This window comes from Nostoc piscinale CENA21, from assembly GCF_001298445.1.
GTDB lineage: Bacteria > Cyanobacteriota > Cyanobacteriia > Cyanobacteriales > Nostocaceae > Nostoc_B > Nostoc_B piscinale_A.
Map to the genome: position 1 here is coordinate 4,442,590 of NZ_CP012036.1, position 16,641 is coordinate 4,459,230.

17 protein-coding genes and 2 pseudogenes are annotated in these 16,641 nt (G+C 39.2%); 11 read left to right on the forward strand and 8 right to left on the reverse strand.

From position 1 onward, the window contains the following. Positions 1 to 81: 81 nt before the first annotated feature. From ACX27_RS19195 to ACX27_RS19220, 7 genes and pseudogenes are all read left to right on the forward strand, one after another. Entirely contained in the window at positions 82 to 1,419 is a 1,338-nt protein-coding gene (locus ACX27_RS19195) for an ArsB/NhaD family transporter (RefSeq protein WP_062295005.1), read from the forward strand. Positions 1,420 to 1,574: 155 nt separating this feature from the next. After that, complete coding sequence (locus ACX27_RS19200; protein ID WP_062295006.1) at positions 1,575 to 2,183, forward strand: hypothetical protein; 609 nt, start codon at positions 1,575 to 1,577, stop codon at positions 2,181 to 2,183. Positions 2,184 to 2,225: 42 nt separating this feature from the next. Next, a complete protein-coding gene (locus ACX27_RS19205; RefSeq protein ID WP_062295007.1) occupies positions 2,226 to 4,013 on the forward strand; it encodes an OmpA family protein in 1,788 nt (595 codons plus the stop codon). Positions 4,014 to 4,015: 2 nt separating this feature from the next. Then, complete coding sequence (locus ACX27_RS19210; protein ID WP_062295008.1) at positions 4,016 to 4,513, forward strand: Rab family GTPase; 498 nt, start codon at positions 4,016 to 4,018, stop codon at positions 4,511 to 4,513. Beyond that, entirely contained in the window at positions 4,514 to 4,699 is a 186-nt protein-coding gene (locus ACX27_RS35415; RefSeq protein ID WP_335337718.1) for a hypothetical protein, read from the forward strand. Then, positions 4,677 to 4,946, forward strand: a complete 270-nt coding sequence (locus ACX27_RS35420) for a hypothetical protein (RefSeq protein ID WP_335337719.1) — start codon at positions 4,677 to 4,679, stop codon at positions 4,944 to 4,946. Before ACX27_RS35415 ends, ACX27_RS35420 begins: the two co-directional genes overlap by 23 nt. A 163-nt stretch (positions 4,947 to 5,109) precedes the next feature. Next, positions 5,110 to 6,232 (forward strand): annotated as a pseudogene (locus tag ACX27_RS19220) (sensor histidine kinase). 65 nt (positions 6,233 to 6,297) lie between these two features. On the opposite strand, the gene ACX27_RS19225 reads toward ACX27_RS19220, so the two are convergent. Beyond that, positions 6,298 to 6,510: a high light inducible protein gene (locus ACX27_RS19225; RefSeq protein ID WP_062295009.1), complete on the reverse strand. Its 213-nt coding sequence runs from the start codon at positions 6,508 to 6,510 to the stop codon at positions 6,298 to 6,300. Positions 6,511 to 6,551: 41 nt separating this feature from the next. Further along, positions 6,552 to 6,755, reverse strand: coding sequence for a high light inducible protein (locus tag ACX27_RS19230; RefSeq protein WP_062295010.1), 204 nt, complete (start codon positions 6,753 to 6,755; stop codon positions 6,552 to 6,554). Between the two features lie 518 nt (positions 6,756 to 7,273). Between ACX27_RS19230 and ACX27_RS19235 the strand changes: the two genes are divergently transcribed. Beyond that, positions 7,274 to 10,396, forward strand: a complete 3,123-nt coding sequence (locus ACX27_RS19235; RefSeq protein WP_062295011.1) for a hypothetical protein — start codon at positions 7,274 to 7,276, stop codon at positions 10,394 to 10,396. A gap of 155 nt (positions 10,397 to 10,551) precedes the next feature. Here ACX27_RS19235 and ACX27_RS19240 read toward each other — a convergent pair whose 3' ends face one another. Next, positions 10,552 to 11,052, reverse strand: coding sequence for a hypothetical protein (locus tag ACX27_RS19240; protein WP_062295012.1), 501 nt, complete (start codon positions 11,050 to 11,052; stop codon positions 10,552 to 10,554). Between the two features lie 590 nt (positions 11,053 to 11,642). On the opposite strand from ACX27_RS19240, the gene ACX27_RS19245 reads away from it, so the two are divergent. Together ACX27_RS19245 and ACX27_RS19255 are read left to right on the forward strand one after the other, a co-directional pair. Beyond that, complete coding sequence (locus tag ACX27_RS19245; protein ID WP_062295013.1) at positions 11,643 to 12,206, forward strand: leucine zipper domain-containing protein; 564 nt, start codon at positions 11,643 to 11,645, stop codon at positions 12,204 to 12,206. 195 nt (positions 12,207 to 12,401) lie between these two features. Then, a pseudogene (locus tag ACX27_RS19255) lies at positions 12,402 to 12,787 on the forward strand (DUF2358 domain-containing protein). A gap of 100 nt (positions 12,788 to 12,887) precedes the next feature. Here ACX27_RS19255 and nadA read toward each other — a convergent pair. From nadA to ACX27_RS19280, 5 genes are all read right to left on the reverse strand, one after another. After that, the gene (gene nadA / locus ACX27_RS19260; protein ID WP_062295015.1) at positions 12,888 to 13,862 is read right to left on the reverse strand and encodes a quinolinate synthase NadA; all 975 of its coding nucleotides are present in this window, start codon (positions 13,860 to 13,862) and stop codon (positions 12,888 to 12,890) included. A gap of 357 nt (positions 13,863 to 14,219) precedes the next feature. Continuing rightward, the gene (locus tag ACX27_RS19265) at positions 14,220 to 14,591 is read right to left on the reverse strand and encodes a DUF433 domain-containing protein (RefSeq protein ID WP_062295016.1); all 372 of its coding nucleotides are present in this window, start codon (positions 14,589 to 14,591) and stop codon (positions 14,220 to 14,222) included. A gap of 109 nt (positions 14,592 to 14,700) precedes the next feature. Continuing rightward, complete coding sequence (locus tag ACX27_RS19270) at positions 14,701 to 15,129, reverse strand: type II toxin-antitoxin system VapC family toxin (RefSeq protein WP_062295017.1); 429 nt, start codon at positions 15,127 to 15,129, stop codon at positions 14,701 to 14,703. Further along, entirely contained in the window at positions 15,126 to 15,347 is a 222-nt protein-coding gene (locus ACX27_RS19275) for a plasmid stability protein (RefSeq protein ID WP_335337720.1), read from the reverse strand. The genes ACX27_RS19270 and ACX27_RS19275 overlap by 4 nt, the downstream gene beginning before the upstream one ends. Before the next feature lie 222 nt (positions 15,348 to 15,569). Further along, a complete protein-coding gene (locus tag ACX27_RS19280; RefSeq protein WP_062295018.1) occupies positions 15,570 to 16,211 on the reverse strand; it encodes a hypothetical protein in 642 nt (213 codons plus the stop codon). A gap of 233 nt (positions 16,212 to 16,444) precedes the next feature. On the opposite strand from ACX27_RS19280, the gene ACX27_RS32505 reads away from it, so the two are divergent. Continuing rightward, on the forward strand, positions 16,445 to 16,621 hold the full coding sequence (locus ACX27_RS32505) for a hypothetical protein (protein ID WP_158507405.1): 177 nt from the start codon (positions 16,445 to 16,447) through the stop codon (positions 16,619 to 16,621). Positions 16,622 to 16,641: the final 20 nt, after the last annotated feature.

The following is a 16,641-nucleotide window of genomic DNA, read 5'->3' on the forward strand; positions in this document are numbered from 1 at the left end:
AGATTTATGGCAAGTCACCTATACTTTAGGTGGCTTTTTCAGTAATATGCAACTAACTAGCTAGACATCAAGAGGCAGAAAGTGGAACACTGGCAAGCTATCCTGAGCGTTATCACCTTTTTGGGTGTAATTCTCCTAATTATGACGGAATGGGTGCATCTGACTATCGCTGCTTTATTGGGAGCATTGCTATTAGTTTTCACCAACGTTATGACATTAAAAGAAGCCGTGGGTTATATCGGTAATAGTCATGGAACATTAGGTTTATTTTTTGGTGTGATGGTGCTTGTCAGAGCATTTGAACCAACTAAAATATTTGATTATTTAGCCACTCAAATTGTCATTCTAGCCAAAGGTGATGGCAAACGTTTGTTATTAAGTATTGTCGGGATTGTTACGCCGATTTGTGCCGTCTTACCCAATGCCACAACTGTGATGTTGTTAGCGCCATTAATTCCACCAATGGCAGAAGAAATAGGTATAAATTTTGTACCATTGTTGATATTAATGGTGTTTATAGCTAATAGTGCTGGTTTATTAACTTTAGTTGGTGATCCGGCAACATTTATTGTGGGAGATGCGATTAATATTAGTTTTATTGATTATCTCTGGCACTTAAGTTTAGGTGGAGTAATTGCTGTTGTTACAGTCACAGCCACCCTACCATTTTTATTCCGGAAAATTTGGCATACCAAGCTTGATAATCTGGAAGAATTACCACATCCCCAAATTAATCATCCACGAGTATTAACTGTGGGGGCGGTGATTATAGCGTTTGTATTAATATTTTTTGTGATTGGCGAATCGTTACCAGTGCCACTTTCACCTGCTGCTGTGGCTTTATTAGGTGCAGCTTTGGCGTTGCTACTATCTCATCAAAGCCGTATTGATACTGTTAACAATATTTTACGTGATGTTGATTGGAGTACATTAATATTTTTTATGAGTATTTTTGTATTAATTGGTGGATTAGAAAAAACAGGCGTAATTAATGGTTTATCAGGGTTTTTGGCACTTATTTTAGGAAAAAATATTATTCTCGGTTCTTTAGTTTTGTTATTTTTTGTCGGCATATTATCTAGTGTTGTGCCGAATATTCCTTTAGTAGTAGCAATGGTACCCTTACTCAAACAATATCTTGTGAGTGTAGGGTTAGCACCGACAGAAGTGTTAGCACAAGACTTTCAAGGGCAGTTTCCGGCTGAGGTTTTACCATTGTTTTACGCCATGATGTTTGGTGCAACTTTGGGAGGTAACGGTACACTTGTAGGGGCATCTTCTAACATAGTTGCAGCCGGAATTTCTGAACAACATGGTCGGCGTATATCATTTAAAACTTTTCTGCACTACGGTATTCCCGTGATGTTTTTGCAACTAGCCACTTCGGGATTATATGTGTTAGTGCGATTTCTGATCTAGGCATAATCACAACTAATTCAATTTCCTGCTTGAGAGGGGTGATTTTAACAGCACGTATTTAAATATACCTAAGTGTATGGTTTTGTCGTGGCTGTAAATGTTGCATTATAGGTATAAGAGGAAAGTCAAAATCAGCTTCAAAAAGGATCAAACTTATGAACCCGCCTGAAGAATATACCAACTACAATGCACTAGAACCAGGACAAGGGGGGTTAAATCAAGTCAATAACAAACTACAATTTACTACTAATGGGATTGGTGAAACTAACAGCTTAGATAAAGTCCGAGATATTCTTTTTGGCAATCAGATACGTGATGTTGACAAAAAATTTACTCGCTTAGAAGAAAACTTAATTTCAGAAATTGTGAGCTTGCGAGATGAAACCCGCAAACGTTTAGATGCTTTAGAAACTTATATCAGACAAGAGGTTGATTCGTTAACAGCACAACTGAAGAAAGAGCAATTAGAGCGTGATGCCGGGATGCGATCGCTCTCGGAAGAGCAGAAAAATAGTAACTTATCTTTAGAAAATAAAATTTCTCAAGTTGACGAACAAACTACCAACCGTCAACGAGAATTGCGTGAACATATCTTAAATCAATCAAAAAATTTACAGGATGATCTTCAGCAAAAGTATGAAGAAATTTTAGCGGTGCTGAAACGCGAGATGCAAGACATCCAAAGAGAGAAAACAGACCGTTCTAAGTTGGCTGCTTTGTTTACAGAATTAGCAGTGCGGCTGAATACAGATCAGAAATTCTGAGATGAAATTTCAATTACTGATGTAGATTAAGGGATTTGGGTAATGAATAGCTATCCCCCGAATCGAGTACCTCCAGAAGCTAAAAGCATGAATGGAGAATCTGCTAACTTAGATTCTCTCAATCAAGATGACCTCAATTTACTTCGCAGCTTACTCCTGGGGATTGAACCTGCTCAACTAGATAAACTCTACGAAAGATTAAATAATCCGCAAATTCAACCAGAAGATATCAGTCGTTTGCTTCCCGAAGCTGTGGTTTTGCGTTCCAAGCAAGATCAACAATTGGTAGAAGCGATAGTTTCGACTGTGGAACAAGCAATTCAAGTCTCTGTCAGTCAAGATGAAAATGTGCTGTCTGAAGCATTTTTCCCCATTATTGGCCCAGCTGCTCGCAAAGCGATCGCTACAGCTTTAGATGAGATGATGCAATCGCTGAATCAGGCTTTAGAAAATAGCTTGTCACCACAAAGTTTTAAATGGAGGTTAGAAGCCAAAAGGACAGGAAAATCCTTTGCAGAAATTGTCTTTTTGCGGACTTTAATTTACCGCGTTGAGCAAATATTTCTGATTCACAGACAAACTGGTTTATTACTGCATCATGTCAGGTTACAACAAGTAGCTGTTCAAGATCCCGATTTAGTCGCGGCGATGTTGACAGCGATTCAAGATTTTGTCAAAGATTCTTTCAGTGTGCTGCAAGAAGATACATTAAGAAGTTTGCGCTTTGGCGAACTCACAATTTGGGTAGAAGCAGGGCCACAAGCAATTATCGCTGGGATAATTCGCGGTAAACCGCCACAAGAATTACGCGCAGTTTTTCAAGCAGCAATTGAAAAACTGCATCTCAAACTTGGAATAGAACTGCATAGCTTTACAGGCGAAACCGAACCATTTCAAGCTAGTGAACCTTATTTAGAAAGCTGTTTAGCAGTACAGTATAAAACTCCGGCTCGGCAAAATTATACCTATGCTTGGACTTTCTTAGGTTTAATGGCGATCGCAGCTGGAATTTGGAGCTTTTTTACGGTAAGAGACAATATTCGTTGGCAAACTTATCTCCATAAATTGAACTCCCAGCCGGGAATTGTAGTGCTGAACACTCGATATTACAACGGGAAACACTTTATTTCAGGAATGCGTGATCCTGTGGCTGTAGATCCCAACACCTTCATCTCATCAACAAATTTGCACCCAGATAAAGTTATTGCTAAATGGCAATCTTACTTATCATTAGAACCACAAATCACCACTAAAAGAGCCACAGAATTACTGAAACCACCACCCACCACAAAACTACAAGTAGATGATTCTGGCATTCTTGTGGCTAGTGGCTACGCACCGCAAAAATGGATTTTAGAAGCTCAGAAGCTCTGGCGTTTTATTCCCGGAGTCACACAATTTCAAGCTAAAAATCTGTTCGCCAATGAACTCAAAGAATTAGAATTAGCTAAAAATAACATTGAAGCTACGACATTTTTATTTATCGAAGGTAAAGATGAGTTAACTCCTGGAGAAAGTCAAAAACTGCCCAAGTTACGGACAAATTTTTCCACCCTTTTCAACCTAGCTCAATCCTTAAATAAGGATGTACAAGTTCAAATTCGCGGTCACACTGATACTACTGGAACAGAAGGTCAAAACTTTATCCTGAGTCAAGTACGCGCGAATAAAATCTTTGTAGCTTTAAATGTGCCGCCAATTAATGCCAATAAATTTAAACTGGTTGCTTTAGGTTCTAAACTACCTTATCAACCAGAATCAAATTTAGATGCCAGAAAGCTCAATCGCCGCGTGTCTTTTCAAGTATTCATCACTGACAAAAGTAAATAAATATGCTGCAAAAGAAAATATGTATGGTGGGTGCATTTGCCACTGGCAAAACTAGTTTAGTATCAAGGTTTATCTATAGTATTTTTTCTGATAGATATTATACGACTGTTGGAGTCAAAATTGATAAAAAAACTCTCAATTTGCAAGGAAATCAGGTTAACTTAATTCTTTGGGATCTCTACGGTGAAGATGAGTTTCAAAAAGTCAGAATGTCTTATCTTAGAGGTTCATCCGGTTATATTTTAGTTGTAGATGGGACAAGGCGCAATACTCTAGATAAAGCTTTTGAGTTACAAACTAAAGTAGAAGAAACTATTGGTAAGGTACCTTTTATTTTAGTCTTTAACAAATGGGATATGACAGAGGAGTGGGAATTTGAACCCCAGGAGTTAGATAGTATTCTCAGCAAAGGCTGGAATGTGATTAAAACGAGTGCTAAAACAGGACAGGGTGTGGAAGAAGTTTTTCAAACACTTGCTCATCAAATCATCAATCGATAAATGGCAGATATCCCCAACGCTGTGATTTTATATATTCTCAATTTTATTATCGAAGAGCGATCGCTTGCTTATCTCTTAGTCAACAAGGATGGTGGTCTGGAAGCCTGGGGTGGAAAACTCGCTGAGTATGGGATTACAAATCTCAGTCAAGGAATACAGGTATGTGAACAAATTTTTTTTTCTTGAAGGTTTACTACCTATAGATGACTCTCCGTTATTTCTACCCTTAATTAAAATCGCAGCGAGTATCTGTGCAGATGTCCATATTTTTCCCTCAGAGGAAGGTGATTGGGTATTACTATTAAATAGTATGTTAGATGAAAAGCATCTTTCAGCTATGCAGCAAGAAGCAAATTACTCCAGCCTAGCACAAGAAAAATCTGATAGATTAATAAATAAGGATTTAGGAAGTAGCAGTCAAAATTTAGAATAATTAATCAATGCAAATTATTCTAAAGAGAGATTTTAATAGTCTAAAAATTAATAACTATATTATCTATAAGACTTATGTTTGATACTTCTACTTTCTTTTTCCTGTTCCCTGCTTGCAAGATTATGTTCAGTTATCAAATCGGATTGCTAGATATGTTTATGATATGAGTACCACTATATTATCTGACTTATTCTTAGGTTTAAATATTTTAGTCCTAGAAAGAGTTGAGGTTGGCTTATTTAGAGTTACTGCTCAACCACCTAGCTGGTTACAGCGTTTTTGTAGCCAAAACTTAAAATTTGGGATGGATATGTTAATTCCGCAAGAGGAATTTGCATTTTTAGAAAAATTTTTTGTTTGATGCCGAAGATTTTTGGAGTGAAAATAGAATTGGTAAGCTCAATTCTGGTCTTTGGAGTCAAAAAAACTTAAATGGCTACGAAGAGCAACTAGAAGCTTATGCTCTGTGTGTCAATGATAGTAAAGTTTTATTAATTGAATTAGCGGAAGATAAATTTAAATATAAACAGCACCTGATTCAAGCAGGTCGAGAACAACAATTAAATTATCAACAATTATTAAAAGATAATCAAAGAAAAGAAGTCTTAATTAATTGTATTATTCATGATATTGCAGGGCAACTCAATGCGATTAATTGCTGTTTAGCATTGCTAGAGTTTGAAAACTTAACAGATAAAGGCAAAGAGAATTTAGAAATTGCTCGTAAGCAATCTATTAAGCAAGAAATGCTAATTAGAAATATCTTAGATGCTTTTTCAGATGAAGTGCGATCGCTAGAAAGTTTTATAGTAGATATTGACACTGCTCCCGATATTCTCAGGGCTATAGAAGAAACTATCGAACTATTTAAAGCTACCTTTGCTCTGACTAATCAACAATTACAGCTTGCAAATAATGTTGATAGTACAGCTGATTGGAAAGTTGTAGGTGAACAATCGCGCTTAGATAGAGTTATTACAAATCTGGTGGAAAATGCTTATCGCCACAGTCCAGAAGAATCGACAGTAACCATTAATTTGCAAGCAGAAGCAGAATATATTCTCTTTACTATTGATGACGAAGGTGAAGGTGTACCCGCAGAAATGAGTAATAATTTATTTCAAAAGTTTTCCCAAGGTCAAAATCGTGCAGGGAGAGGTGGGATTGGTCTTTATTTTTGTCGAATGACTATTGAACGTTGGGGTGGAAATATTGGTTATTTACCACGTCCCGAAGGCGGTTCCCGTTTTTGGTTCCGCCTTCCTAGACCATTAAGAAGGGTGTAGGGGGGTAAGTGTATAGGGTGTAAGGGTTTTAGATACATACACCCCTGTACCCCTACTCTCATATATTAGTAACCAATCAAGTGCAGGACATCACGAACTACGCTATAGCCGGCTAAGTCCCAGAGTAAATAAGCTAAAAAACCAATTGCGGCTAAACGACCATTCCATAATTCGGCTTGGGGAGTCCAACCAAACAAAAATTCATTGCGATCGCGGCCATTATAAGCATTAGCAACTGCTGGTAAATCTGTAGAGGAACGAGTTTCACGAGTTTCCATGATTTGTCTCCAAAATTAATTTAGTGTTGGCAAATTTTTCTTTAGTAACCTATTAGGTGTAAGACATCGCGCAGGACGCTGTAACCTGCTAAATCCCACAGTAAATAAGCCACAAAACCAATTGCTGCTAGGCGACCATTCCATAGTTCGGCTTGGGGAGTCCAGCCAAAAATAAACGCATTGCGGTCTATGCCGTTATACTCTGTAGCAACTGGTGGTAAATTCGAGGAGGAGCGAGTTTCCATTTGTTGATTCCCAATTCATTTGTTACTTAACTTCACGTTAGCTATTAATTACTAGGCTGCTTTCCGTCTGGAGGTACAAACTCTAGCCACTTCTCCTGGACGATACAAAAAGCCGGAAAATGTTAACATCTCCATCTTGGGATGGTGATAAAAATCATATTTGTAAATAAATGTAAATTACTATTAACTAAATTCTGGATGATTTAGGATTAAATAAGAGAATTTTGCCGATATTAATCAATAGGAATTAAAAGCCAAAAGATTTGTAATTACAGGCATTTTACTGTCACAATTTCAGTAATCTCCCCAAAATTAAATCTTCTGATTCATGAAACTTCTACCCGACGCTAGATATATTATTCAAACTTGAGATGGATGCTGAAATCGCCTAAATTGCCCGATTCTGAGATTTACAAGAGTTAGGTATGGCGATTGTTCACAGATATTAATTGCATAGTTGCTGCTCAGATGATTCTAATATCTCTCCAAAGTTAAACATTAAAAAATAAGGAAATACAATGATTCAAAGTACAGGCATTATGTTGGGACTCTACAAACCATTGTTATGGGTAGCACAAACATCTGTTGTAGATCCCTCCAACGTCACACCAGCGCAGGCATCGGTGCTAACATCTGGGCCGCGCTTTTTTGTCGCCTTAATCTCCGGTGTGATTTTAGCTTTTGCTTTTCAATTAGTGCTAACCAATCTCTCAGTTGCTGCTGGTATTTCCTACTTAGGACATTCCTCAGATGCCGATTCTAGTCATGAAGAAACAGGCAGTTTTGGCGGCACAATTCGCAAAATTGGGACGGCTGTGGGGATTTGGACATTAGTTACTGTTACCATCGCCTTATTAATTGCCAGTTTCCTAGCCGTAAAATTAAGCTTAGTAATTTTTGACCCCAGATTAGGGGCGATTCTGGGGTTAGTGATTTGGGGTGCATACTTCTTATTACTAGTGTGGGTTAGTTCCACCACTGTGGGTTCCTTAATTGGTTCAGTGGTGAATACTGCTACCTCTGGTTTTCAGGCAATTATGGGAACCGCTACCGCCGCTTTGGGTGCGAAAGCCGTGAATCAGCAAGTGGTAGCCACCGCCGAAGCCGCCGCCGCTGCTGTACGTCGAGAATTGGGTAGTGCAATCGACCCAGTTAGCATTCGAGAAAATGTCGAAGATTACCTAGAAAAACTGCGTCCGCCAGAGTTGGATATTTCGCAAATCCGGGGCGAATTTGAAAAATTACTCAATGATCCACAATTAAAAGCGATCGCAGGTAGCCCTGATTTACGCCACATCGACCGCCAAAAATTTATTGATTTAGTCAGCAGTCGCACCGACCTTTCTAAACGCGACGTTAACCGGATTGCAGATACACTATACAATGTTTGGCAACAGGTCGTAGGACAACAGCCACCAGTCCAAGACCGTTTAGGGGAATTAGTTGACTATCTCAAATCCTTACCACCAGGACAAACCAGAACCGACGAACTCAACGCCAAACTAGAACAGTTAATTGCTGAAAGCCGTTCAGCTAAACAAGCCGACCAAAAAGCCACACCAGGCCCAATTCAGCAGACACTCCAGCAAGGTCTAACGGCTTTGACTGGTATTGTTTTGGGACGCACTGATTTATCAGATATTGATGTGGAAAAGATTTTACAGTCCCTAACCACCGCCAAAGATAAAGCCACAGAACAAGCTGATAAACTAGGGCTTCCTGTACCTTCCCAACCTTACAGCCCAATTCGCGCTGACATCGAAAATTATCTGCATAACACTTATGCTTGGCAACTCAGCCAAGAAAGAATCGCCCAAGAATTCCGCGATGTTATTTATGACCCAGCCGCCGACCCTGGCATTATTAGAAGAGAATTAGACCGCCTGTCTCGCAATGATTTTGTTAAGATTCTGCAAGATAGAGGCTTACTCACCCAAGCCGAAATTCAACGGATTGCTGACCAGCTAGAAGTTGTACGTCAATCAGTATTAGTCACAGTTATAGCCGAAGAAGAAAGAGAAATCGCCCAAGATTTGCAACGGCGAGTCGAAAGTTATCTGTTGGTGACACCAAAATCAGATTTAACGGCGGAAGGAATTGAACGGGATTTTCAGCCTTTGTTGTCTGACTCTGATGCAGATTATGAAACACTGTCACGCCGTTTTGCAGTCATTGACCGGGCAGAAATGCGACAAATTCTGCTGGAACGCAACGATGTGCAAGTATATGAAGTTGAACCAATTTTAGATGAGTTGGAAAGACAGCGCGATCGCGTTTTAATTACTGCCCAAGGTATAGCAGAACAAGCAAAATATCAAGCAGAAACCCTGTGGTTGAATGTAGAATCATATCTGCGTAACACAGGTAAAGCAGAATTAAACCCTGATGCGATTCGCGCCGACCTCAAGCGATTATTAGAAGACCCCCAAGCCGGGATAAGTGCGATTCGCGCCAGATTGTCTCGCTTTGACCGCGATACCTTGGTGCAGTTATTAAGTCAGCGCCAAGATTTGAGCGAAGACCAAGTTAACAACATTATTAATACTGTCGAAGATTCTTGGCACAGTATTCGCCAGGCACCGCAGGCCGTCGCTGACAAAGCCAAAGAGCAATATGATTCTGTCATGACGACAATTACAGATTATTTGCGGAACACTGGCAAAGAAGAACTCAACCCCGAAGGAATTCAACGAGATTTAGATCGCTTGTTTGCCAATCCCAGAGAAGGTGCGATCGCCCTGCGACGACGGTTATCCCAAGTAGACCGCGATACCTTAGTAAAATTGCTAAGTCAACGGCGAGACTTGAGTGAAGAACAAGTCAATCAAGTAATTGACTCGATGCAAACATCCATCCGCAATATTGTACGTGCGCCCCGCCGTATGGCTACCCGTACCCAGCAAAGAATGGACACATTCAAAGCTTATTTAGAAGAATATTTGCGACAAACTGGCAAAGAAGAACTCAACCCTGAAGGTATTAAACGTGACTTGCAATTATTGTTGCATGATCCACGGGTCGGGGTAGAAAGTTTGAGCGATCGCTTGGCGCATTTTGACCGTTCTACTATCATCGCCTTACTAAAAATTCGGGAAGATATGAGCGATGAAGAAGCCGCCAGAATTGCCGACAATATAGTTTCTGTCCGGGATCAATTTGTTGAACAAGTACGGGGTATTCAACGCCGGATACAAGATGTGGTGGATGGGATTTTTGCTCGTATCCGCTACTATCTCAATTCCTTAGATCGCCCAGAACTTAACTATGATGGCATTAAACATGATATCCGCCAGTTATTTGACGATCCTCAAGCTGGATTTGATGCCTTGCGCGATCGCTTATCTTCCTTCAACCGTGATACCCTAGTTGCCATCATGAGTTCCCGCGAGGATATCTCTGAGGAAGATGCTAACCGAATTATTGACCAAGTAGAACGCGCTCGTAACACAGTTTTACAACGTGCAGAACGCATCCAACAAGAAGCACAACGCCGTTTAGAAGAAGTCAAACGTCAAGCCCAAAAGCAAGCCGAAGAAACCCGCAAAGCCGCAGCTACAGCCGCTTGGTGGCTATTTGCTACAGCCGTAGTTTCTGCTATTTTCGCTGCCTTTGGTGGTGCGATCGCTGTTGTGTTTGTCTAGCTTAAAAACTGTCTCCGCTAAAATTTTAGCCTCCCAATGTGGGAGGCTTTTTTATGAAATTTATAGCAGGTGAAGTATAAGTAAGGACATTTAAAAAGCACGAATTCCAGGCATAGTTAAGATTTTTACCTCCTGCCTTCTGCCTCCTACCATAACTAAATCCGCGAATAACGCAGACGCACTCTCAAAAGACGTAACCATCGCAGCCAAACTTGTGCAGGTTGCTCAAAGAAAGTGAAAATATCGCCAAAGCCCAGGTTAGTTTTATTATGATGCAGCCAGTGTCTTTCGGGAGTGGTGATGAATAGAAATTGGCACATCACATGGATTATTTTTGGAGTTTGCCAACCCAAAACACTAACGTGTCTCCACCATACATGAAACTGACCTAATAGCAATCCTAAAATCACTCCAATGGGAGAGAAAGACCAGAAAATAAATGCCATAATTATATAAGGCAAAGCTCCCAAAATTCCATCTAAAAGTACCTGAAAATTTAAAGTTAAGATGGCATAGTGGCGAAAGTCCTTCTTCCAAGAATGATGTGTTCTTAAGTGGAGGCTACCAAAAACATGCTCAGGTATGTGATATACGAATGTAGATAAAAAATCACCAAAAAACAATAATAGCCAAGCAACAACGATAGCCTCAATCATTTGTACTCCTCACGTTCAATTAAACAAATCCACACAAAAAAATCCCAAAAATACAATTGATGCAGCGCCGCATCTTGTCAATTTTTCGGGTGACATTTCCGTAGTATTTAAAAGTTTTATTGATGGGCAATTGTGAATTTAATCAACCATATTAATGACTCCTATTCTTCTTTTATTCCCATTAGATTAGTTAAATACATCTAAAATTTGATAGATTTAGTGTATTTTACTATTGTTACCCCATAATCTTCTTATGAAGACAGACAGTCTAAGCAAAGAATGAGTTAAGATTAGTACAAATTTAGGTTAAGAATTTCTGCACAATTATTCAGCAGAGATTAACTACAAGTTATCTGGCATTGAGAGGAAATTTAACTAGGAAAATATTTCAGAGGTCGGATTTTGATGACAAGTATTGCCTTAAGCTGAGAATTAGAAGCATCTTAACTTTAGCGATCGCTTATGTTTTCCCTATGTAAGAGTTTTGAAAACCTATACCCCTACACCCTTGCACCCTTACACCCAAACTCCACAGATAACCTTTGTGCGTTGAAAGCGTTACCCTAGATGGTAAAGCTCAAATTTAGACTATGACACCTGACGAAATTGCGGTAACACTAACAGAATTCTTTGGTACAGAAAGTATAGCTGCGATCGCACCTGGATCTTGGCAAGTAGACTCACCTAGTTTTCGGCTGTTAGTGCTGCTGTCAGAAGACCAAACTTGGCTGCGAGTGTTATTGCCAATTGTACCCCTACAAGAAGCGGAAACATTTTTAACCCAATTTTTAGAAGCCAACTTTGATGAAACTCAAGAAACCCGTTACGCAGTTTATGACAGCGTAGTTTGGGGAGTCTATCACCATAATATGGGTACATTAGTGAGTGCGGATTTTGCAAATGCTATTTCTAGACTGCTGTCTCTACATAAAGCTGGTTTAAATGATGTCTTCAATCGATTTATTGAAAACCGCCTCCGCAAAATTATCCAAGCCGCAAAACAGCAAGGACAATCTCTACAAGCCACAATGCAAAACTTAGAAAGATTTTATGCAGAAGGTTTAATGGGTGAAATTAACCAATCTGCTAACGATAGAGAACAAGTATTAGCCACTTGGCAATATCAACTAGAACGCCTTTGGAATGAAATATAGCAAAGTGCTGATTACTTAGTGCTGAGTGCTGAGAAAAAATACCAATCCCCAGCCTCTAACTCCCAACATGCTAGTACAGGTCGGCGTAAATAAACAGACCATAAGAAATTGCTAAAAGGCTTATGGTATGACGATTCTTTCTTTTTCCTTTTAACTTTTTCCTTTTGCCTTGTTTTACTACTCCCTTTTTTATTCATGGATATTATCGCAATTCTCAAAGAAGATTATCAAAGATTTCCTGAAAATCAAACATATTCAATTTACGCTGAAGATGTTTATTTTCAAGATGCGGTTTTTAAATTTCGAGGACTTAAACTTTATCGATGGATGATTAAATTTATCCAGACTTTTTTTTTTTAAATCTCAAAATGGATTTACATAGCATTCAACGTTTGGGCGACACCATCAAAACTGAGTGGACACTGAGTTGGAACAGTCCTTTACCTTGGAAACCCCGCATTTCTATCACTGGCTGGAGTGAATTAAAACTCAACTCCGATGATTTAATTATTTCTCACATTGACTATTGGAATTGTTCACAGGCAGATGTAATTAAACAGCATTTCTTTGCAGTTAAATAGTGTGATGAAAGATGCGATCGCTGGTTCAGATCCCCGACTTCTTAAAGAAGTCGGGGATCTTATTGTTCATAAATATTCCAGGATTGATATACAAAACCAACTAATTACTCATTTCTAACATCCGTTGCATAGGACGTAGCGCCGCTAGTCGAATCTCTTCAGACATTGTAATTTCAGGAGCGCGGTTTTTCATCGCTAAATACAGTTTTTCTAATGTATTGAGTCGCATAAAAGGACACTCATTACAGTTACAATTATTTGTTGGTGGCGCAGGAATAAAATGCTTATCTGGCGCAAATTTTTGCATTTGGTGAATAATTCCCGGTTCTGTCGCCACAATAAATTCTTGGGCGGGGCTGGTTTGACAATATTTGAGTAAAGCTGCCGTTGAACCAATATAATTAGCGTGGCGCAAAACGCTAGTTTCACATTCTGGGTGAGCGATCGCCTCCGCTTGGGGATGTGCTATTTTTAACTGGACGATTTTCTTTTCGGAAAAGGTTTCATGGACAATACAGCTACCTTGCCACAGTACCAAATCTCTGCCAGTTTGTTCCATGACATAGCGCCCTAAATTTCTGTCTGGGGCAAAAATAATTGGCTGGTCTTTAGGTATCTGCTGCACAATTTTGACAGCATTAGAACTAGTACAAATAATATCGCTCATTGCCTTAATGTCAGCAGAGCAGTTGATATACGAAACCACCAAATGATCAGGATGGGCTGCTTTAAACGCCGCAAATTCCTTTGGTGGACAACTATCTGCTAAAGAACAACCAGCAGTTAAATCAGGTAACAGTACTAACTTATCAGGATTGAGAATTTTGGCTGTTTCTGCCATAAAGTGTACGCCAGCAAAGACAATTACATCTGCATTTGTCTGGGCTGCGGCTTTCGCCAGTTGTAACGAATCACCAATAAAATCTGCAATATCTTGAATATCTGGTTCTTGATAGTAATGCGCCAAGATTACCGCATTGAGTTCTTTTTTCAAATCCTCAATAGCAGCAAATAAATCTCGTGGTAGTTCACCTGATTGGGTTTGGTTTTTTGGTGCAAATGCAGTTGTAAACACAGTTAGGGGTTGCTTATGGTTGCAAGTATTTTATCCAGTGGATTCAATTATAGTAGTTTTTACCAAAAATAACAGACAAGAAAATTAAAGACTTTTTGAAGTATTACGTAAGTATATGAGAGCGTATGGTAATCTAGATTAATTTTGGCAATTACCTGGGCAACCAGGGCTTAGGGAGTTGGGAATCCTGATTTTTCCGCAATCATGATGAGTTGTATGTGCGAAAAGTGATGAAAGGTTGGAGGGTGAAGTTAAGCAGGCGATCGCAGCAGTATTTTATATAAAAAGCTCATAACTCAACTTTAAGGAATGAAAACTCGACCGACTCCCAGATAGTTTTCCATATCAAATACAATCTCAATCAAGCTCAATGCGTGCTTTCCAGGCTTGAAGTTTTGCACGTAGGACTTCTTGATCAGGTTTAGGAGGCATTGCAGCAATTTTTGCAAAGTGTTCTCGATTTCGCTCTTCCCAATATTGGCGAATTTCCATTGCTGTTTGCAGACATTCTTGGTATTCTGCCTCAACTTCTGTCTGATGAGTTCCAATGTATGCTAAGGCTGAATTAATCTGCTCATCATTAAGACCAAGCTTCTCACGAATCAGTTTTGGTGGATACTGAGCCTTTAGATAATCCATCACGTCGTAAAGTGTGATGCGTGTACCTGCGATCGTCAATCCAAGTTCTGTGCGAATGATTTTTGGTTCTTGGCTGGATGCGGCTACCATAAAGATTTCTCATCAGAAGCTAATTTCATCATATCGCCAATGTAACTTTCAGGCAGACGCAGGCGATCGCTCCACTTCTCTCCTAATATCATCAATAAAAGTCATTAAATTACAAAGATTTATTCTCCCAAGGATTAATGATCAAAATTTCACAGCCTATAAAATCACTAACATTACGAGTTGCTATGGCTGCATTATGGCAATAACAAATAGCAGCAATTTGAGCATCAGCTTGAGAAATAGGATTACCACTGAGTCTTCTTTGGGCTGAAATATTAGCAAAAGCTACCGCAGCAGATTCATCAAATGGCAAAATACGACCTAAAAAGTCTTCTGTAAACATTAAAGTGGCAGCTTGGTAGATTTCATATTTACGTTTTCCTTCTGGTAGAATATTTATCCCATAGAGAATTTCCGCTTGTGTGATTGTTGTAGTGAACAAACTTTCTACAGGCTGTTGGGATGACCAATTACGAACTACTATAGACCCTTGGGGTTTCATGAGTTCTGACAATACGTTAGTATCAAGAACAATCATGATTCAAAATTAGGGACGGGGCGTATAGCTTCTCGCTGACTTTCTGGTATTTCAAATTCTCCCAAATGAGCAAAGCGTTTTTCTAGCATGGTGACAATGTTGGTGGGGGGTTGTTGATTTTCTGTTAAAGCAATACGCAAAATTTCTTTGATTTCTGCTTCTAGAGAACGACCATTTTTTTTCTGCTTGTTGTTGCAGAATATTTTTGATGTTTTCATCTAGGTTAAAAATAGTGATACTGTTCATAATAAGTTGATAAATCTGTGAGATTTAAGAATATTATATCAATTGCATAAGTTCTAAATTTATACGCTGGGATTGTACGTCAATTGGTAAAGGCGTAGACGCAGCTTGCCGCAGGGATCGCTGTTGGGATTTACTGGGGATTTGAGGGGTGCGATCGCTAAACTTAACTAATTTATAAAGTAATACAAACCTGCTTATCGACGTATTTTAGGTATAAATGTCTTTTCCAACTTTTCTGCGATTCGGAAGTATGCAATTAATGGGTTTCCCAGCCCAAAAGGTAATGCTTTGATGATATCTCGATCAAGACGATAAACTCTAGAACCAAGTCGGAGGATAACATCTCCATCTTCACGAGCTTTTACACGCTCTCTTAAGCGTCGAATTTCTTCACTTATAGCACTTTCACCTACCTGCTCATCTATTAAGATTAATTCTCTATCTAGATTTTCGAGTTCAGCTAAAATTCTAACAGCATCACGCTCTAAGCTATCTATTCTATCCAAGGCTGCTTGTCGTCGAGATTCAATTTTTACAATTTCCGCAAGCCGCGAACGTTCTGCTTCGAGAACTTGAATCTTTTCCTCCTGAGTTTTAGCTTGCTCAATTAGCCTTTCGATCTCTGGAACTTTGGAAAGTCGCTGTATGATTTCGTCATCAGATCGGCTAATTGCATAGCCAAATAAGGCTAGACCAACGGGAGCAGCAGTAGCAGATGCAATGCCAAACCAAACTACAAAACGATTATCTTTCCCAGATTGAATTCCAAGATAAACGGTTCCGGTAACAAGACCAGTTGCAATAAACGCTGAAATAATTTTCCTTATCAAAACCACTAGAGTAATTAAAAAATGAATGGTAAAAGTATATTTGTCTAACGATTTATTGTACGGTAAATTTCTATCTATTATCCATATTTCGTCTTCAGAAAAGCAATTTTAAGCTTATAAATTTGAAATTCCAACTTCAGAACTTCAAACTTCTGTTTCAGAACTCGAAGATAAAACTTCAGATGTTAAATTACGGAGCAAAAACTCGGAATGTGAGTCATTTTGAGATAACTTGCGCTATGAGACTTAGAATAAATTCTGGGGCAGGGATAAGTATTTGCAACAAAACTCCTGTTTACTTAGACATTCAGCAATTGCAGGGGGGTTGGGGAGAGGTTCATGGCACTCATATTAAAACATTCTTGCGATCGCTCCCCGAACTGGCACAAGTTGAGTCAAGATATACTTTACCCTAATCAAGACTTAAGTATATACC